This is a genomic window from Erwinia oleae, from assembly GCF_000770305.1.
Classification (GTDB): Bacteria; Pseudomonadota; Gammaproteobacteria; order Enterobacterales; family Enterobacteriaceae; genus Erwinia; species Erwinia oleae.
In genome coordinates this window covers 17356-32513 of record NZ_JNVB01000050.1, presented here as the reverse complement: position 1 = coordinate 32513, position 15158 = coordinate 17356, and the positions used below count along the sequence as shown (strand labels likewise).

Sequence of the window (15158 nt, the reverse complement as noted above, 5' to 3'; positions counted from 1 at the left end):
CAATCGTTCACGGTTCTGCTCTGAAAGCGCTGGAAGGCGATGCAGAGTGGGAAGCGAAAATCATCGAGCTGGCCGGTCACCTGGATAACTACATCCCGGAACCAGAGCGCGCCATTGACAAGCCGTTCCTGCTGCCAATCGAAGACGTTTTCTCTATCTCCGGCCGTGGTACTGTGGTAACCGGTCGTGTTGAGCGCGGTATCGTTAAAGTGGGCGAAGAAGTTGAAATCGTCGGCATCAAAGACACCGTGAAATCGACCTGTACCGGCGTTGAAATGTTCCGCAAACTGCTGGACGAAGGCCGTGCAGGTGAGAACTGTGGTATTCTGCTGCGCGGTATCAAGCGTGAAGATATCCAGCGTGGACAGGTTCTGGCCAAGCCAGGCTCAATCAAGCCACACACCAAATTTGAGTCAGAAGTTTACATTCTGTCCAAAGACGAAGGCGGCCGTCATACGCCATTCTTTAAAGGCTACCGTCCACAGTTCTACTTCCGTACCACCGACGTGACCGGAACGATCGAACTGCCGGAAGGCGTTGAGATGGTAATGCCGGGCGACAACATCAAAATGGTTGTTACCCTGATCCACCCAATCGCGATGGACGACGGTCTGCGTTTCGCAATCCGCGAAGGCGGCCGTACCGTTGGTGCAGGCGTTGTTGCTAAAGTTATGGCCTAATCGCCATTGCTGACGGGAGAAGCGTAACGTTTCACCTGTGGCAACGATAAAAAAGAGCGCTTCGGCGCTCTTTTTTTATGTCTGACTGCCGGACAAAGTGGTTAACTTTAATTGAAATAAAAACGATTCGCATTTACACTATGGGCAGAAATTGTACCGGAGTGGTTTCATGTATATCTGCCTGTGTAATGCCGTAAGCGATAAGACAATCCGTGAAGTGGTTCGCCGTTATCAACCCCGATCTCTGCAACAGCTCCGCCAGTTCGTCCCGGTTGGCAAACAGTGTGGCAAATGCATTCGCGCCGCACGAGAAATTATGGAAACTGAGCTGCAACACGCGCCGCAATACAAAGAAATCGCCTGATCATACCCCTACTTTTCATCATGCCTTTTTGACTTCCGCCCATCCGCATCTACGATCAGTAATAACTGGAAGCGGAGGAAACAAAATGAAGGGCGATGCACAAATAATAACTCATCTCAATAAACTGCTCGGAAATGAACTGGTGGCGATAAACCAGTACTTCCTGCATGCACGAATGTTCAAAAACTGGGGGCTGATGCGTCTGAATGATGTCGAGTACCATGAGTCAATCGATGAAATGAAACATGCGGACAAGTACATTGAACGCATTTTGTTTCTCGAAGGGATACCAAATCTTCAGGATCTGGGCAGGCTGCGCATTGGCGAAGACGTTGAGGAGATGCTGAAATCCGACCTGGCGCTGGAACTTGAAGGCGCGCGGGATCTGCGTGAAGCCATTGCCTGGGCCGACAAAGTACATGACTATGTCAGCCGCGATATGATGATCGTCATTCTTGAAGATGAAGAGCATCACATCGACTTCCTCGAAACGGAACTGGATTTGATCGCGAAAATTGGTGTTCAGAACTATCTTCAGTCACAAATCAAACCCATAAAGTAGGGCAGTATGTTTTATCCATTCTGACGCCGTCGGTTCTGTTTTCGACGGCGTTTTCCTTTCCGCGTCCCTTCGCCAGCGCCCTACAGTGACAAACCGGTTGCAATAGCAGCATATGTACGTATAATGCGTGGGCCTGTCAGAAATGACGGCCCGGTTCAATCTGAACCGCAGGCGAGCGAAAGCTCCCTGACAATACTCCCAATCGGGGAGTTATGTGCAGACGATTACACTCCCCCATCAATCGTAATGGGTGCGAGGAGTAATTTTTTTCGTTTATAAATAATTGGAGCTCTGGTCTCATGCAGAACCAAAGAATCCGTATCCGTCTTAAAGCGTTTGATCATCGTCTGATCGATCAATCAACTGCGGAAATCGTTGAGACCGCCAAGCGCACTGGTGCGCAGGTTCGTGGTCCCATCCCGCTGCCGACCCGCAAAGAGCGTTTTACCGTTCTGATCTCCCCGCACGTCAACAAAGATGCGCGCGATCAGTATGAAATTCGCACTCACAAGCGTCTGGTTGACATCGTTGAGCCAACTGAGAAAACGGTTGATGCTCTGATGCGTCTGGATCTGGCTGCCGGTGTAGACGTGCAGATCAGCCTGGGTTAATCAGGTCATTGAGCGATTGAGAGGTTGAAACAATGATTGGTTTAGTCGGTAAGAAAGTGGGTATGACGCGTATCTTCACTGAAGAAGGCGTTTCTATCCCAGTAACCGTGATCGAAATTGAAGCAAACCGCGTGACTCAGGTTAAGAGCCTGGAGAACGACGGTTACACTGCTATTCAGGTGACTGCCGGTGTGAAGAAAGCAAACCGCGTCACTAAGCCTGAAGCAGGCCATTTTGCTAAAGCTGGCGTTGAAGCTGGCCGTGGTCTGTGGGAATTCCGCACCGTTGAAGGCGCAGAATACACCGTAGGTCAGAGCATTAACGTTGATATTTTCTCTGACGTGAAAAAAGTTGACGTGACGGGCACATCTAAAGGTAAAGGTTTTGCCGGTACTGTTAAGCGCTGGAACTTCCGTACTCAGGATGCAACGCACGGTAACTCCTTGTCTCACCGCGTTCCGGGTTCTATCGGTCAGAACCAGACTCCGGGCAAAGTGTTCAAAGGCAAGAAAATGGCAGGCCAGCTGGGTAATGAGCGCGTTACTGTTCAGAGCCTGGACGTAGTACGTGTTGACGCTGAGCGCAACCTGCTGCTGGTTAAAGGTGCGGTTCCCGGTGCTACCGGTTGCGACCTGATCGTTAAACCAGCTGTGAAGGCGTAAGGGGATAGCAATGGAATTAGTATTGAAAGACGCGCAAAGCGCGCTGACTGTTTCCGAAACTACCTTCGGTCGTGATTTCAACGAAGCGCTGGTACATCAGGTTGTTGTTGCTTATGCAGCAGGTGCCCGTCAAGGTACTCGCGCCCAGAAGACCCGTGCTGAAGTTACTGGTTCCGGTAAAAAACCGTGGCGCCAGAAAGGTACCGGCCGTGCGCGTTCAGGTTCTGTTAAGAGCCCGATCTGGCGTTCCGGTGGCGTAACCTTCGCTGCGAAGCCTCAGGACCACAGTCAAAAAGTTAACAAAAAGATGTACCGCGGCGCGCTGAAAAGCATCCTGTCCGAACTGGTACGTCAGGACCGTCTGATTGTTGTTGAGAAGTTTGCTCTCGAAGCGCCTAAAACTAAGCTGCTGGTAGACAAACTGAAAGAGATGGCGCTGGAAGACGTGCTGATCATCACTGGCGAGCTGGAAGAGAACCTGTTCCTGGCCGCGCGCAACCTGTACAAGGTTGACGTTCGTGATGCAGCGGGTATCGACCCTGTTAGCCTGATCGCCTTCGACAAAGTCGTTATGACTGCTGACGCAGTTAAGCAAGTTGAGGAGATGCTGGCATGATCCGTGAAGAACGTCTGCTGAAAGTACTGCGCGCGCCGCACGTATCGGAAAAAGCGTCTGCTGCGATGGAAAAAACCAACACCATCGTTCTCAAAGTTGCTAAAGACGCGACCAAAGCAGAAATCAAAGCCGCTGTTCAGAAACTTTTCGAAGTAGAAGTTGAAGACGTGAATACCCTGGTTGTTAAAGGGAAAGTGAAACGTCACGGACAGCGTATTGGTCGTCGTAACGACTGGAAAAAAGCTTACGTCACCCTGAAAGAAGGCCAGAATCTGGACTTCGTTGGCGGCGCTGAGTAAGTCGGAGGAGAAGAACAATGGCAGTTGTTAAATGTAAACCGACATCTCCGGGTCGTCGCCACGTAGTTAAAGTGGTAAACACGGAGCTGCATAAGGGCAAACCTTTTGCCCCGCTGGTAGAAAAAAACAGCAAATCCGGTGGCCGTAACAACAATGGTCGCATCACTACTCGTCACATCGGTGGTGGTCACAAGCAGGCTTATCGTATTATTGACTTCAAACGCAATAAAGACGGTATCCCGGCAACCGTTGAACGTCTTGAGTACGATCCGAACCGCTCTGCGAACATCGCACTGGTTCTGTACAAAGACGGCGAGCGCCGTTACATCCTGGCCCCTAAAGGCCTGAAAGCTGGCGATCAGATTCAGTCTGGCGTTGATGCTGCGATTAAAGCGGGTAACACCCTGCCAATGCGCAACATCCCAGTGGGTTCTACCGTGCATAACGTAGAAATGAAACCAGGCAAAGGCGGTCAGATTGCTCGCTCAGCCGGTGCTTACGTGCAGATCGTTGCGCGTGAAGGTTCCTACGTTACCCTGCGTCTGCGTTCTGGTGAAATGCGTAAAGTCGAAGCTGACTGCCGCGCAACCATGGGCGAAGTCGGTAACGCCGAGCATATGCTTCGCGTTCTGGGTAAAGCCGGTGCAGCACGTTGGCGTGGTGTTCGTCCTACCGTTCGCGGTACTGCGATGAACCCAGTCGATCACCCGCATGGTGGTGGTGAAGGTCGTAACTTTGGTAAGCACCCGGTAACTCCGTGGGGCGTTCAGACCAAAGGTAAGAAGACCCGTAGCAACAAGCGTACTGATAAATTTATCGTACGTCGCCGTAGCAAATAATTTTAGAGGATAAGCCATGCCACGTTCTCTCAAGAAAGGTCCTTTTATTGACCTGCACTTGCTGAAGAAGGTAGAGAAAGCGGTGGAAAGCGGAGACAAGAAGCCCCTGCGCACCTGGTCCCGTCGTTCAACGATCTTTCCAACTATGATCGGTTTGACCATCGCTGTCCATAATGGTCGTCAGCACGTACCAGTCTTTGTAACCGACGAAATGGTCGGCCACAAACTGGGTGAATTCGCGCCGACCCGTACTTATCGCGGCCACGCGGCTGATAAAAAAGCCAAGAAACGCTAAGAGAGGAGGAAGAGATGGAAACTATCGCTAAACATCGCCACGCTCGTTCTTCTGCTCAAAAGGTTCGCCTGGTAGCGGATCTGGTACGCGGTAAGAAAGTGTCGCAGGCTCTGGACATTTTGACCTACACCAATAAGAAAGCGGCTGTACTGGTCAAGAAAGTCCTGGAATCTGCCATTGCTAACGCCGAACACAACGATGGCGCTGACATTGATGATCTGAAAGTCACGAAAATTTTCGTCGACGAAGGCCCTAGCATGAAGCGCATTATGCCGCGTGCAAAAGGTCGTGCAGATCGCATCCTGAAGCGCACCAGCCACATTACTGTGGTTGTGTCCGATCGCTGAGACTCTGGAGACTAGCAATGGGTCAGAAAGTACATCCTAATGGTATTCGCCTGGGTATTGTTAAACCCTGGAACTCTACCTGGTTCGCCAATACCAAAGAATTCGCTGACAACCTGGACAGCGACTTTAAAGTACGTCAGTTCCTGACTAAAGAACTGGCTAAAGCGTCTGTATCTCGTATCGTTATCGAACGTCCGGCTAAGAGCATCCGTGTGACTATTCACACCGCTCGCCCTGGTATCGTTATCGGTAAGAAAGGTGAAGACGTAGAAAAACTGCGTAAGGTCGTAGCGGATATCGCTGGCGTTCCTGCGCAGATCAATATCGCCGAAGTCCGTAAACCGGAACTGGACGCTAAGCTGGTTGCTGACAGCATCACTTCACAGCTGGAGCGTCGTGTGATGTTCCGTCGTGCTATGAAGCGTGCGGTACAGAACGCAATGCGTCTGGGCGCTAAAGGGATCAAAGTTGAAGTTAGTGGCCGTCTGGGCGGTGCAGAAATCGCGCGTACCGAATGGTATCGTGAAGGCCGCGTGCCGTTGCACACCCTGCGTGCTGACATTGACTACAACACCTCTGAAGCGCACACCACTTATGGTGTAATCGGCGTTAAGGTATGGATCTTCAAAGGTGAGATCCTGGGTGGTATGGCTGCTGTTGAACAACCGGAACCGGCTGCTCAACCTAAAAAGCAGCAGCGTAAAGGCCGTAAGTAAGGAGAGTCGCTGATGTTACAACCAAAGCGTACAAAATTCCGTAAAATGCACAAAGGCCGCAACCGTGGTCTGGCTGCCGGTACGGATATTAGCTTCGGTACTTTCGGTCTGAAAGCTGTTGGCCGTGGTCGTCTGACTGCCCGTCAGATCGAAGCAGCACGTCGTGCTATGACCCGTGCAGTTAAGCGTCAAGGTAAAATTTGGATCCGTGTATTCCCGGACAAACCAATTACCGAGAAGCCGCTGGAAGTGCGTATGGGTAAAGGTAAAGGTAACGTGGAGTATTGGGTTGCCTTGATCCAGCCTGGTAAAGTCCTGTATGAAATGGACGGCGTACCGGAAGAGCTGGCCCGTGAAGCATTCAAGCTGGCAGCAGCAAAACTGCCTATCAAAACCACCTTTGTAACTAAGACGGTGATGTAATGAAAGCAACAGAGCTGCGTGAAAAAAGCGTTGAAGAGCTGAACACTGAGCTGCTTAACCTGCTGCGTGAGCAGTTCAACCTGCGCATGCAGGCAGCATCCGGCCAACTGCAACAGACTCATCTGTTGAAGAACGTGCGTCGTGATGTTGCTCGCGTTAAGACTTTACTGACTGAGAAGGCGGGTGCGTAATGACCGATAAAATCCGTACTCTGCAAGGTCGCGTTGTCAGCGACAAAATGGAGAAATCCATTGTTGTTGCCATCGAGCGTTTCGTGAAACACCCAATTTACGGTAAGTTCATCAAACGTACGACTAAACTGCACGTACATGACGAGAACAACGAGTGTGGCGCCGGCGACGTGGTTGAAATCCGCGAATGCCGTCCGATTTCCAAGACCAAGTCCTGGACACTGGTTCGCGTTGTAGAGAAAGCGATTCTGTAATAGAATCTGCCCTCTTTAAAAAATAAGATAAACGGCTCGTATGGGCCGTTTATTTTTTCTACCCATATTCTGGATGCGGTGTTATAATGCTGCGCCCTCAATTATGGGGCTTTTAACGACCTGAATCAGGTCCCGAAGTAGTAGTTGACATTAGCGGAGCACTAAAATGATCCAAGAACAGACTATGCTGAACGTCGCCGACAACTCCGGTGCACGTCGCGTAATGTGTATCAAGGTTCTGGGTGGCTCGCACCGTCGCTACGCAGGCGTCGGCGACATCATTAAAATTACCATCAAGGAAGCAATTCCTCGCGGTAAGGTTAAAAAAGGTGATGTCCTGAAGGCGGTAGTGGTGCGCACCAGGAAGGGTGTTCGTCGCCCGGACGGTTCTGTCATTCGCTTCGATGGTAATGCATGCGTTATTTTAAACAATAACAGCGAGCAGCCTATCGGTACGCGTATTTTTGGGCCGGTAACTCGTGAACTTCGTACTGAGAAGTTCATGAAAATTATCTCTCTGGCACCAGAAGTACTCTAAGGAGCGAAAAATGGCAGCTAAAATCCGTCGCGATGACGAAGTTATTGTGCTTACCGGTAAAGACAAAGGTAAACGCGGTAAAGTAAAAAATGTTCTGTCTTCCGGCAAAATCATTGTTGAAGGTATCAACCTGGTTAAGAAGCACCAGAAGCCTGTTCCGGCTCTGAACCAACCAGGCGGCATCGTTGAAAAAGAAGCTGCTATTCAGGTTTCCAACGTTGCGCTTTACAACACTGCAACCGGTAAGGCTGACCGTGTAGGCTTTAGGTTCGAAGACGGCAAAAAAGTCCGTTTCTTCAAGTCTAATAGCGAAACTATCAAGTAATTTGGAGTAGTACGATGGCGAAACTGCATGATTACTACAAAGACGAAGTAGTTAATAAACTCATGACAGAGTTTAACTACAATTCTGTCATGCAAGTCCCTCGGGTCGAGAAGATCACCCTGAATATGGGTGTGGGTGAAGCGATCGCTGACAAGAAACTGCTGGATAACGCAGCAGCTGACCTGGCAGCAATCTCCGGTCAAAAACCGTTGATCACCAAAGCACGCAAATCTGTTGCAGGCTTCAAAATCCGTCAGGGCTATCCGATCGGCTGTAAAGTAACTCTGCGTGGCGAACGCATGTGGGAGTTCTTCGAGCGACTGATCTCTATTGCTGTTCCACGTATCCGTGACTTCCGTGGCCTGTCCGCTAAGTCATTCGACGGTCGTGGTAACTACAGCATGGGCGTTCGCGAGCAGATCATCTTCCCAGAAATCGACTACGACAAAGTCGATCGCGTCCGTGGTTTGGATATCACCATTACCACTACTGCGAAATCTGACGATGAAGGCCGTGCTCTGCTGGCTGCCTTTGACTTCCCGTTCCGCAAGTAAGGCAGGGTTACTGATGGCAAAGCAATCAATGAAAGCACGCGAAGTCGTTCGCGTAAAACTGGCTGAAAAATATCGCGCTAAACGCGAGGAATTGAAAGCCATTATCTCTAGTGTGAACTCATCCGACGAAGAACGTTGGGATGCTGTTCTTAAGCTGCAGACTCTGCCGCGTGATTCCAGCCCGTCTCGTCAGCGTAACCGCTGCCGTCAAACTGGTCGTCCGCACGCTTTCCTGCGGAAGTTCGGGTTGAGCCGTATCAAGGTCCGTGAAGCCGCCATGCGCGGTGAAATTCCGGGTCTGAAAAAGGCTAGCTGGTAATTGTCACCAATTGAATCACGGGAGTAAAGACAGATGAGCATGCAAGATCCGATCGCGGATATGCTGACCCGTATCCGTAACGGTCAAGCCGCGAACAAAGTTGCGGTCACCATGCCTTCCTCCAAGCTGAAAGTGGCAATCGCCAACGTGCTGAAGGAAGAAGGTTATATTGAAGAATTTAAAATCGAAGGCGACATCAAGCCAGAACTGGAACTGACTCTTAAGTATTTCCAGGGCAAGGCTGTGGTGGAAAGCATTCAGCGTGTTAGCCGTCCAGGTCTGCGTATCTACAAACGCAAAGACGATCTGCCAAAAGTTATGGCAGGACTGGGTATCGCTGTTGTTTCTACCTCTAAAGGTGTTATGACCGATCGTGCAGCGCGCCAGGCTGGTCTTGGTGGCGAAATTATCTGCTACGTAGCTTAACGGAGGAAAGAATGTCTCGTGTTGCTAAAGCACCTGTCGTCATTCCTGCCGGCGTAGAGGTAAAACTCAACGGTCAGGTTATTTCGATTAAAGGTAAAAACGGCGAGCTGACTCGTACGCTCAATGATGCTGTAGAAGTGAAGCATGCTGACAACGCTCTGACTTTCGCTCCGCGCGAAGGTTTCACAGACGGTTGGGCGCAGGCAGGTACTTCTCGTGCACTACTGAACAGTATGGTTATCGGTGTTACCGAAGGCTTCACTAAGAAGCTTCAGCTGGTTGGTGTAGGTTATCGTGCAGCCGTAAAAGGCAATGTGGTGAATTTGGCCCTGGGCTTTTCTCACCCTGTTGATCATGAGCTGCCAGCGGGTATCACTGCTGAATGTCCATCACAGACTGAAATCGTGCTGAAAGGCTCCGATAAGCAGCTGGTTGGTCAGGTAGCAGCCGATCTACGCGCCTACCGTCGTCCTGAGCCTTATAAAGGCAAGGGTGTTCGTTACGCCGACGAAGTCGTGCGTACCAAAGAGGCTAAGAAGAAGTAAGGTAACACTATGGATAAGAAATCTGCTCGTATCCGTCGTGCGACCCGCGCACGCCGCAAGCTCAAAGAGCTGGGTGCAACTCGCCTGGTGGTACATCGTACCCCGCGTCATATTTACGCACAGGTAATTGCTCCAAACGGTTCTGAAGTTCTGGTTGCTGCTTCTACAGTAGAAAAAGCAATCAGTGAGCAACTGAAGTACACAGGAAACAAAGACGCCGCAGCCGCTGTTGGTAAAGCAGTTGCTGAGCGCGCAATCGAAAAAGGCATCAAAGGTGTTTCTTTCGACCGCTCTGGTTTCCAATATCATGGTCGTGTCCAGGCACTGGCAGATGCTGCCCGTGAAGCTGGCCTACAGTTCTAAGGTAGAGGTGTAAGATGGCACACATCGAAAAACAAGCTGGCGAACTGCAGGAAAAGCTGATCGCGGTAAATCGCGTATCGAAAACCGTTAAAGGTGGTCGCATTTTCTCCTTCACTGCGCTGACAGTGGTAGGCGATGGCAATGGTCGCATCGGTTTTGGTTACGGTAAAGCGCGTGAAGTACCAGCAGCGATCCAGAAAGCGATGGAAAAAGCCCGTCGCAACATGATTAACGTCGCGCTGAACAACGGCACCCTGCAACACCCGGTTAAAGGTGTTCACACGGGTTCTCGCGTGTTCATGATGCCAGCTTCTGAAGGTACCGGTATTATCGCCGGTGGTGCAATGCGCGCCGTCCTGGAAGTTGCTGGGGTTCATAACGTTCTGGCTAAAGCCTACGGTTCCACTAACCCGATTAACGTGGTTCGTGCAACGCTGGATGGCCTGGGTAACATGAATTCCCCAGAAATGGTCGCTGCCAAGCGTGGCAAATCCGTTGAAGACATTCTGGGGTAATGACCATGGCTAAGACTATCAAAATTACTCAAACCCGCAGTGCGATCGGTCGTTTGCCGAAACACAAGGCAACGCTGCTTGGCCTGGGTCTGCGTCGTATTAACCACACCGTAGAGCGTGAAGACACGCCTGCTGTACGCGGTATGGTTAACGCGATTTCCTACATGGTTAAAGTGGAGGAGTAACAGATGCGTTTAAATACTCTGTCTCCGGCCGAAGGGTCTAAGCACGCGCCGAAACGTCTGGGCCGTGGTATTGGTTCTGGCCTCGGTAAGACCGGTGGTCGTGGTCACAAAGGTCAGAACTCTCGTTCTGGCGGTGGCGTACGTCGCGGTTTCGAAGGCGGCCAGATGCCTCTGTACCGTCGTCTGCCTAAGTTCGGTTTTACCTCTCGTAAAGCAATGGTTACGGCAGAAGTTCGTCTGTCTGACCTGGCTAAAGTTGAAGGCGACGTCGTCGACCTGAATACGCTGAAAGCAGCAAACATTATCGGTATCCAGATTGAGTTCGCGAAAGTGATTTTGTCTGGTGAAGTTTCTACTCCGGTAACGATTCGCGGCCTGCGTGTCACTAAAGGCGCTCGTGCTGCAATCGAAGCTGCTGGCGGTAAAATTGAGGAATAAGTAGCAGATGGCAAAGCAACCGGGATTAGATTTTCAAAGTGCCAAAGGTGGGTTAGGCGAGCTCAAGCGCAGACTTCTGTTTGTAATTGGCGCGCTGATTGTTTTCCGCATTGGCTCTTTTATTCCGATCCCTGGTATCGATGCCACTGTACTTGCCAAACTGCTTGAGCAACAGCGTGGCACCATCATTGAAATGTTTAACATGTTCTCTGGTGGTGCTCTGAGCCGTGCTTCTATCTTTGCTCTGGGTATTATGCCGTATATTTCGGCTTCGATTATTATCCAGCTGCTGACGGTGGTTCATCCCGCCCTCGCAGAAATAAAGAAAGAAGGGGAGGCTGGCCGTCGTAAGATTAGCCAGTACACCCGTTACGGTACGTTGGTATTAGGGATATTTCAGTCAATCGGTATTGCTACCGGTTTACCGAATATGCCGGGAATGCAGGGCCTGGTGATGAATCCAGGCTTTGCCTTCTACTTTACCGCTGTTGTCAGCCTGGTTACCGGAACAATGTTCCTGATGTGGCTGGGTGAACAGATTACTGAACGAGGTATCGGCAACGGTATCTCCATCATAATCTTCGCGGGTATTGTTGCGGGTCTGCCGCCGGCCATTGGCCATACCATCGAGCAAGCGCGGCAGGGCGACCTGCACTTCCTCCTGTTGCTGTTGGTTGCAGTTCTCGTATTTGCAGTGACCTTCTTCGTTGTTTACGTTGAGCGTGGTCAGCGCCGCATTGTGGTGAACTATGCCAAACGTCAGCAAGGCCGTCGTGTTTATGCTGCGCAGAGCACACATTTACCGCTGAAAGTGAATATGGCGGGAGTCATCCCGGCAATCTTTGCTTCCAGTATTATTCTGTTTCCCGCAACCATCGCGTCATGGTTCGGAGGCGGAACCGGTTGGAACTGGCTGTCTACGATTTCAATGTATTTGCAGCCTGGTCAACCGCTTTATGTGTTACTCTATGCGACTGCAATCATCTTCTTCTGTTTCTTTTATACAGCGCTGGTTTTCAACCCGCGTGAAACAGCAGATAACCTGAAGAAGTCTGGTGCATTCGTGCCAGGAATTCGTCCGGGAGAACAAACGGCGAAGTATATCGATAAAGTAATGACGCGCCTGACCTTAATTGGAGCGTTGTATATTACTTTTATTTGCCTGATCCCGGAGTTCATGCGTGATGCGATGAAAGTGCCATTTTACTTTGGCGGCACCTCGCTGCTGATTGTAGTGGTCGTCATCATGGACTTTATGGCTCAAGTGCAAACTCTGATGATGTCCAGTCAGTACGAGTCTGCATTGAAAAAAGCTAACCTGAAAGGCTACGGCCGTTAATTCAGGCGCTTGAGAAGTTACGGAGAGTAAAAATGAAAGTTCGTGCTTCCGTCAAGAAATTATGTCGTAACTGCAAAATCGTTCGCCGCGACGGTGTCGTACGTGTGATTTGCAGCGCCGAGCCTAAGCATAAACAGCGCCAGGGCTAATATTTTTCTTGCAAAGTCGGGTTGAGCTGGCTAGATTAGCCAGCCAATCTTTTGTATGTCTATGTGTTCCCATTTGAGTATCCTGAAAACGGGCTTTTCGGCATGGGACGCATATTTAAATAGTAGGAGTGCATAGTGGCCCGTATAGCAGGCATTAACATTCCTGATCATAAACATACTGTTATCGCTTTAACCTCGATTTACGGTATCGGCAAAACCCGCTCACAGGCTATCTGTGCGGCAACGGGTATCGCTGAAAATGTTAAGATCAGTGAGCTGTCTGAAGAGCAAATCGACATTCTGCGTGACGAAGTTGCTAAGTTTGTTGTCGAAGGCGATCTGCGTCGTGAAATTACCCTGAGCATCAAGCGTCTTATGGACATTGGTTGCTATCGTGGTTTACGCCATCGTCGTGGTCTACCGGTTCGCGGTCAGCGTACCAAGACCAACGCACGTACCCGCAAGGGTCCGCGTAAACCGATCAAGAAATAATCGGGGTAATTGAATAATGGCAAAGGCACCAGTTCGTGCACGCAAGCGTGTAAGAAAGCAAGTCTCTGACGGTGTGGCTCATGTCCATGCGTCTTTTAACAACACCATCGTGACTATTACCGATCGTCAGGGTAATGCGTTGGGTTGGGCAACAGCCGGTGGTTCCGGTTTCCGTGGTTCTCGTAAATCAACGCCGTTTGCAGCTCAGGTTGCTGCTGAGCGCTGCGCTGATGCCGTGAAAGAGTACGGTATTAAGAACCTGGAAGTTATGGTAAAGGGTCCTGGTCCGGGCCGCGAATCTACGATTCGTGCTCTGAACGCTGCTGGTTTCCGCATCACAAATATTACTGATGTGACTCCGATCCCTCACAACGGTTGTCGTCCGCCGAAAAAACGTCGCGTATAACGCCCGTTTTTTAGGAATGTTGGAGAAAGAAAATGGCAAGATATTTGGGTCCTAAGCTCAAGCTGAGCCGTCGCGAAGGTACAGACCTCTTCCTGAAGTCTGGCGTTCGCGCGATTGATACCAAGTGTAAGATTGAACAAGCCCCTGGTCAGCACGGTGCGCGTAAACCGCGTCTGTCTGATTATGGCGTACAGTTGCGTGAAAAGCAGAAAGTTCGTCGTATGTACGGCGTGCTGGAGCGTCAGTTCCGTAACTATTACAAAGAAGCAGCACGTCTGAAAGGCAACACCGGTGAAAACCTGTTAGCTCTGCTGGAAGGTCGTCTGGACAACGTTGTTTACCGTATGGGCTTTGGTGCGACGCGCGCTGAATCACGTCAGCTCGTTAGTCATAAAGCTGTCATGGTAAACGGACGCGTTGTTAACATCGCTTCTTATCAGGTAACTCCGAATGACGTTGTTAGCATCCGTGAGAAAGCCAAAAAGCAGTCTCGCGTGAAAGCCGCTCTTGAGCTGGCTGAACAGCGTGAAAAGCCAACCTGGCTGGAAGTTGATGCCACTAAGATGGAAGGCGTGTTCAAGCGTAAGCCTGAGCGTACCGATCTGTCTGCGGACATTAACGAACACCTGATCGTCGAGCTTTATTCTAAATAAGGCTTGAGTTTTAAGAGAGGACACAATGCAGGGTTCTGTGACAGAGTTTCTAAAACCGCGCCTGGTAGATATCGAGCAAGTGAGTTCGACGCACGCCAAGGTGACCCTTGAGCCTTTAGAGCGTGGCTTTGGCCATACTCTTGGTAACGCACTGCGCCGTATTCTGCTTTCATCAATGCCGGGTTGCGCGGTGACCGAGGTTGAAATTGATGGTGTACTGCACGAGTACAGCACCAAAGAGGGCGTACAGGAAGATATCCTGGAAATCCTGCTCAACCTGAAAGGGCTGGCGGTAAGAGTTCAGGGCAAAGATGAAGTTATTCTTACTCTGAGTAAATCTGGCATTGGCCCTGTGACTGCAGCCGATATCACCCATGATGGTGATGTCGAAATCGTCAAGCCGCAGCACGTGATCTGCCACCTGACCGATGAGAACGCGGCTATCAGCATGCGTATCAAAGTTCAGCGCGGTCGTGGTTATGTGCCGGCGTCTGCCCGAATTCATTCGGAAGAAGATGAGCGCCCGATCGGCCGTCTGTTGGTCGACGCGTGCTACAGCCCTGTAGAGCGTATTGCCTACAATGTTGAAGCTGCGCGTGTAGAACAGCGTACCGACCTGGACAAGCTGGTCATCGAAATGGAAACCAACGGCACTATTGATCCTGAAGAAGCGATCCGCCGTGCGGCTACCATCCTGGCAGAACAACTTGAAGCTTTCGTTGACTTACGTGATGTACGTCAGCCGGAAGTTAAAGAAGAGAAACCAGAATTCGATCCGATCCTGCTGCGCCCTGTTGACGATCTGGAATTGACTGTCCGCTCTGCTAACTGCCTTAAGGCAGAAGCTATCCACTACATCGGTGATCTGGTACAGCGTACTGAGGTTGAGCTGCTTAAAACGCCTAACCTTGGTAAAAAATCTCTTACTGAGATTAAAGACGTGCTGGCTTCTCGTGGTTTGTCTCTGGGCATGCGCCTGGAAAACTGGCCGCCAGCTAGCATTGCTGATGAATAACCCGATCACAGGTTAAGGTTTCACTGAGAAGGATAAG

At 50.5% G+C, this 15158-nt stretch carries 30 protein-coding genes; all 30 read left to right on the top strand.

The annotated features are described in order from the left end of the window. A partial coding sequence (locus GS12_RS15795; RefSeq protein ID WP_034948671.1) for an EF-Tu C-terminal domain-related protein occupies positions 1 to 680 on the top strand: 680 nt, incomplete at its 5' end. A 169-nt stretch (positions 681 to 849) separates the two neighbouring features. After that, positions 850 to 1044 (top strand): bacterioferritin-associated ferredoxin, encoded by a 195-nt coding sequence (gene bfd, locus GS12_RS15790; protein WP_034917503.1) that lies wholly within the window; start codon positions 850 to 852, stop codon positions 1042 to 1044. A gap of 85 nt (positions 1045 to 1129) precedes the next feature. Further along, complete coding sequence (gene bfr / locus GS12_RS15785; protein WP_034948668.1) at positions 1130 to 1606, top strand: bacterioferritin; 477 nt, start codon at positions 1130 to 1132, stop codon at positions 1604 to 1606. Positions 1607 to 1905: 299 nt separating this feature from the next. Continuing rightward, positions 1906 to 2217 carry a 30S ribosomal protein S10 gene (gene rpsJ / locus GS12_RS15780; protein ID WP_001181005.1) on the top strand — a complete coding sequence of 104 codons (312 nt, stop codon included), beginning with the start codon at positions 1906 to 1908 and terminating at the stop codon, positions 2215 to 2217. 32 nt (positions 2218 to 2249) lie between these two features. Further along, the gene (rplC, locus tag GS12_RS15775; protein WP_034948666.1) at positions 2250 to 2879 is read left to right on the top strand and encodes a 50S ribosomal protein L3; all 630 of its coding nucleotides are present in this window, start codon (positions 2250 to 2252) and stop codon (positions 2877 to 2879) included. Between the two features lie 10 nt (positions 2880 to 2889). Continuing rightward, positions 2890 to 3495 (top strand): 50S ribosomal protein L4, encoded by a 606-nt coding sequence (gene rplD / locus GS12_RS15770; protein ID WP_034917495.1) that lies wholly within the window; start codon positions 2890 to 2892, stop codon positions 3493 to 3495. Then, complete coding sequence (rplW, locus tag GS12_RS15765) at positions 3492 to 3794, top strand: 50S ribosomal protein L23 (protein ID WP_034917494.1); 303 nt, start codon at positions 3492 to 3494, stop codon at positions 3792 to 3794. The genes rplD and rplW overlap by 4 nt, the downstream gene beginning before the upstream one ends. 17 nt (positions 3795 to 3811) lie before the next feature. Further along, complete coding sequence (gene rplB / locus GS12_RS15760) at positions 3812 to 4633, top strand: 50S ribosomal protein L2 (RefSeq protein WP_034917493.1); 822 nt, start codon at positions 3812 to 3814, stop codon at positions 4631 to 4633. Between the two features lie 16 nt (positions 4634 to 4649). Further along, complete coding sequence (gene rpsS, locus GS12_RS15755) at positions 4650 to 4928, top strand: 30S ribosomal protein S19 (RefSeq protein WP_034917491.1); 279 nt, start codon at positions 4650 to 4652, stop codon at positions 4926 to 4928. A 14-nt stretch (positions 4929 to 4942) separates the two neighbouring features. After that, on the top strand, positions 4943 to 5275 hold the full coding sequence (gene rplV, locus GS12_RS15750) for a 50S ribosomal protein L22 (protein ID WP_000447532.1): 333 nt from the start codon (positions 4943 to 4945) through the stop codon (positions 5273 to 5275). Between the two features lie 17 nt (positions 5276 to 5292). Then, positions 5293 to 5991 (top strand): 30S ribosomal protein S3, encoded by a 699-nt coding sequence (gene rpsC / locus GS12_RS24050; RefSeq protein ID WP_002919766.1) that lies wholly within the window; start codon positions 5293 to 5295, stop codon positions 5989 to 5991. A gap of 12 nt (positions 5992 to 6003) precedes the next feature. After that, positions 6004 to 6414 (top strand): 50S ribosomal protein L16, encoded by a 411-nt coding sequence (gene rplP, locus GS12_RS24045; RefSeq protein WP_034917488.1) that lies wholly within the window; start codon positions 6004 to 6006, stop codon positions 6412 to 6414. After that, positions 6414 to 6605 carry a 50S ribosomal protein L29 gene (rpmC, locus tag GS12_RS15735; RefSeq protein ID WP_024966580.1) on the top strand — a complete coding sequence of 64 codons (192 nt, stop codon included), beginning with the start codon at positions 6414 to 6416 and terminating at the stop codon, positions 6603 to 6605. The genes rplP and rpmC overlap by 1 nt, the downstream gene beginning before the upstream one ends. Continuing rightward, positions 6605 to 6859 (top strand): 30S ribosomal protein S17, encoded by a 255-nt coding sequence (gene rpsQ, locus GS12_RS15730; RefSeq protein ID WP_034917486.1) that lies wholly within the window; start codon positions 6605 to 6607, stop codon positions 6857 to 6859. Before rpmC ends, rpsQ begins: the two co-directional genes overlap by 1 nt. A 166-nt stretch (positions 6860 to 7025) precedes the next feature. Next, positions 7026 to 7397: a 50S ribosomal protein L14 gene (rplN, locus tag GS12_RS15725; protein ID WP_004160583.1), complete on the top strand. Its 372-nt coding sequence runs from the start codon at positions 7026 to 7028 to the stop codon at positions 7395 to 7397. A gap of 10 nt (positions 7398 to 7407) precedes the next feature. Further along, positions 7408 to 7722 carry a 50S ribosomal protein L24 gene (gene rplX / locus GS12_RS15720; RefSeq protein WP_034917484.1) on the top strand — a complete coding sequence of 105 codons (315 nt, stop codon included), beginning with the start codon at positions 7408 to 7410 and terminating at the stop codon, positions 7720 to 7722. Positions 7723 to 7736: 14 nt separating this feature from the next. Next, positions 7737 to 8276, top strand: a complete 540-nt coding sequence (gene rplE, locus GS12_RS15715; protein ID WP_034917482.1) for a 50S ribosomal protein L5 — start codon at positions 7737 to 7739, stop codon at positions 8274 to 8276. Positions 8277 to 8289: 13 nt separating this feature from the next. Then, complete coding sequence (gene rpsN / locus GS12_RS24040; RefSeq protein ID WP_034917480.1) at positions 8290 to 8595, top strand: 30S ribosomal protein S14; 306 nt, start codon at positions 8290 to 8292, stop codon at positions 8593 to 8595. A 33-nt stretch (positions 8596 to 8628) separates the two neighbouring features. Then, on the top strand, positions 8629 to 9021 hold the full coding sequence (rpsH, locus tag GS12_RS24035) for a 30S ribosomal protein S8 (protein ID WP_034917477.1): 393 nt from the start codon (positions 8629 to 8631) through the stop codon (positions 9019 to 9021). A gap of 11 nt (positions 9022 to 9032) precedes the next feature. After that, entirely contained in the window at positions 9033 to 9566 is a 534-nt protein-coding gene (gene rplF, locus GS12_RS24030) for a 50S ribosomal protein L6 (RefSeq protein ID WP_034917475.1), read from the top strand. Between the two features lie 9 nt (positions 9567 to 9575). Continuing rightward, complete coding sequence (gene rplR / locus GS12_RS24025; protein WP_034917473.1) at positions 9576 to 9929, top strand: 50S ribosomal protein L18; 354 nt, start codon at positions 9576 to 9578, stop codon at positions 9927 to 9929. Positions 9930 to 9943: 14 nt separating this feature from the next. Continuing rightward, the gene (gene rpsE, locus GS12_RS15690) at positions 9944 to 10444 is read left to right on the top strand and encodes a 30S ribosomal protein S5 (RefSeq protein WP_013204121.1); all 501 of its coding nucleotides are present in this window, start codon (positions 9944 to 9946) and stop codon (positions 10442 to 10444) included. A 5-nt stretch (positions 10445 to 10449) separates the two neighbouring features. Next, the gene (gene rpmD / locus GS12_RS24020; RefSeq protein ID WP_024966590.1) at positions 10450 to 10629 is read left to right on the top strand and encodes a 50S ribosomal protein L30; all 180 of its coding nucleotides are present in this window, start codon (positions 10450 to 10452) and stop codon (positions 10627 to 10629) included. A 3-nt stretch (positions 10630 to 10632) separates the two neighbouring features. After that, positions 10633 to 11067 (top strand): 50S ribosomal protein L15, encoded by a 435-nt coding sequence (gene rplO / locus GS12_RS15680; RefSeq protein ID WP_034917471.1) that lies wholly within the window; start codon positions 10633 to 10635, stop codon positions 11065 to 11067. A 7-nt stretch (positions 11068 to 11074) separates the two neighbouring features. Beyond that, positions 11075 to 12406 (top strand): preprotein translocase subunit SecY, encoded by a 1332-nt coding sequence (secY, locus tag GS12_RS15675; RefSeq protein WP_034917469.1) that lies wholly within the window; start codon positions 11075 to 11077, stop codon positions 12404 to 12406. 32 nt (positions 12407 to 12438) lie between these two features. Continuing rightward, complete coding sequence (rpmJ, locus tag GS12_RS23425; protein WP_020322760.1) at positions 12439 to 12555, top strand: 50S ribosomal protein L36; 117 nt, start codon at positions 12439 to 12441, stop codon at positions 12553 to 12555. A gap of 135 nt (positions 12556 to 12690) precedes the next feature. After that, the gene (gene rpsM, locus GS12_RS15670) at positions 12691 to 13047 is read left to right on the top strand and encodes a 30S ribosomal protein S13 (protein WP_034917468.1); all 357 of its coding nucleotides are present in this window, start codon (positions 12691 to 12693) and stop codon (positions 13045 to 13047) included. A 16-nt stretch (positions 13048 to 13063) separates the two neighbouring features. Beyond that, a complete protein-coding gene (gene rpsK, locus GS12_RS15665; protein ID WP_034899652.1) occupies positions 13064 to 13453 on the top strand; it encodes a 30S ribosomal protein S11 in 390 nt (129 codons plus the stop codon). Between the two features lie 32 nt (positions 13454 to 13485). After that, positions 13486 to 14106 carry a 30S ribosomal protein S4 gene (rpsD, locus tag GS12_RS15660; RefSeq protein WP_034917465.1) on the top strand — a complete coding sequence of 207 codons (621 nt, stop codon included), beginning with the start codon at positions 13486 to 13488 and terminating at the stop codon, positions 14104 to 14106. 25 nt (positions 14107 to 14131) lie between these two features. Beyond that, positions 14132 to 15121 (top strand): DNA-directed RNA polymerase subunit alpha, encoded by a 990-nt coding sequence (locus GS12_RS15655; protein ID WP_034917462.1) that lies wholly within the window; start codon positions 14132 to 14134, stop codon positions 15119 to 15121. Positions 15122 to 15158: the final 37 nt, after the last annotated feature.

Excerpts from the sequence above, each read along its gene's own strand:
- bfd (WP_034917503.1), top strand. The coding sequence starts at position 850 with ATGTATATCTGCCTGTGTAATGCCGTAAGCGATAAGACAATCCGTGAA.
- bfr (WP_034948668.1), top strand. The coding sequence starts at position 1,130 with ATGAAGGGCGATGCACAAATAATAACTCATCTCAATAAACTGCTCGGA.
- rpsJ (WP_001181005.1), top strand. The coding sequence starts at position 1,906 with ATGCAGAACCAAAGAATCCGTATCCGTCTTAAAGCGTTTGATCATCGT.
- rplC (WP_034948666.1), top strand. The coding sequence starts at position 2,250 with ATGATTGGTTTAGTCGGTAAGAAAGTGGGTATGACGCGTATCTTCACT.
- rplD (WP_034917495.1), top strand. The coding sequence starts at position 2,890 with ATGGAATTAGTATTGAAAGACGCGCAAAGCGCGCTGACTGTTTCCGAA.
- rplW (WP_034917494.1), top strand. The coding sequence starts at position 3,492 with ATGATCCGTGAAGAACGTCTGCTGAAAGTACTGCGCGCGCCGCACGTA.
- rplB (WP_034917493.1), top strand. The coding sequence starts at position 3,812 with ATGGCAGTTGTTAAATGTAAACCGACATCTCCGGGTCGTCGCCACGTA.
- rpsS (WP_034917491.1), top strand. The coding sequence starts at position 4,650 with ATGCCACGTTCTCTCAAGAAAGGTCCTTTTATTGACCTGCACTTGCTG.
- rplV (WP_000447532.1), top strand. The coding sequence starts at position 4,943 with ATGGAAACTATCGCTAAACATCGCCACGCTCGTTCTTCTGCTCAAAAG.
- rpsC (WP_002919766.1), top strand. The coding sequence starts at position 5,293 with ATGGGTCAGAAAGTACATCCTAATGGTATTCGCCTGGGTATTGTTAAA.
- rplP (WP_034917488.1), top strand. The coding sequence starts at position 6,004 with ATGTTACAACCAAAGCGTACAAAATTCCGTAAAATGCACAAAGGCCGC.
- rpmC (WP_024966580.1), top strand. The coding sequence starts at position 6,414 with ATGAAAGCAACAGAGCTGCGTGAAAAAAGCGTTGAAGAGCTGAACACT.
- rpsQ (WP_034917486.1), top strand. The coding sequence starts at position 6,605 with ATGACCGATAAAATCCGTACTCTGCAAGGTCGCGTTGTCAGCGACAAA.
- rplN (WP_004160583.1), top strand. The coding sequence starts at position 7,026 with ATGATCCAAGAACAGACTATGCTGAACGTCGCCGACAACTCCGGTGCA.
- rplX (WP_034917484.1), top strand. The coding sequence starts at position 7,408 with ATGGCAGCTAAAATCCGTCGCGATGACGAAGTTATTGTGCTTACCGGT.
- rplE (WP_034917482.1), top strand. The coding sequence starts at position 7,737 with ATGGCGAAACTGCATGATTACTACAAAGACGAAGTAGTTAATAAACTC.
- rpsN (WP_034917480.1), top strand. The coding sequence starts at position 8,290 with ATGGCAAAGCAATCAATGAAAGCACGCGAAGTCGTTCGCGTAAAACTG.
- rpsH (WP_034917477.1), top strand. The coding sequence starts at position 8,629 with ATGAGCATGCAAGATCCGATCGCGGATATGCTGACCCGTATCCGTAAC.
- rplF (WP_034917475.1), top strand. The coding sequence starts at position 9,033 with ATGTCTCGTGTTGCTAAAGCACCTGTCGTCATTCCTGCCGGCGTAGAG.
- rplR (WP_034917473.1), top strand. The coding sequence starts at position 9,576 with ATGGATAAGAAATCTGCTCGTATCCGTCGTGCGACCCGCGCACGCCGC.
- rpsE (WP_013204121.1), top strand. The coding sequence starts at position 9,944 with ATGGCACACATCGAAAAACAAGCTGGCGAACTGCAGGAAAAGCTGATC.
- rpmD (WP_024966590.1), top strand. The coding sequence starts at position 10,450 with ATGGCTAAGACTATCAAAATTACTCAAACCCGCAGTGCGATCGGTCGT.
- rplO (WP_034917471.1), top strand. The coding sequence starts at position 10,633 with ATGCGTTTAAATACTCTGTCTCCGGCCGAAGGGTCTAAGCACGCGCCG.
- secY (WP_034917469.1), top strand. The coding sequence starts at position 11,075 with ATGGCAAAGCAACCGGGATTAGATTTTCAAAGTGCCAAAGGTGGGTTA.
- rpmJ (WP_020322760.1), top strand. The coding sequence starts at position 12,439 with ATGAAAGTTCGTGCTTCCGTCAAGAAATTATGTCGTAACTGCAAAATC.
- rpsK (WP_034899652.1), top strand. The coding sequence starts at position 13,064 with ATGGCAAAGGCACCAGTTCGTGCACGCAAGCGTGTAAGAAAGCAAGTC.
- rpsD (WP_034917465.1), top strand. The coding sequence starts at position 13,486 with ATGGCAAGATATTTGGGTCCTAAGCTCAAGCTGAGCCGTCGCGAAGGT.
- GS12_RS15655 (WP_034917462.1), top strand. The coding sequence starts at position 14,132 with ATGCAGGGTTCTGTGACAGAGTTTCTAAAACCGCGCCTGGTAGATATC.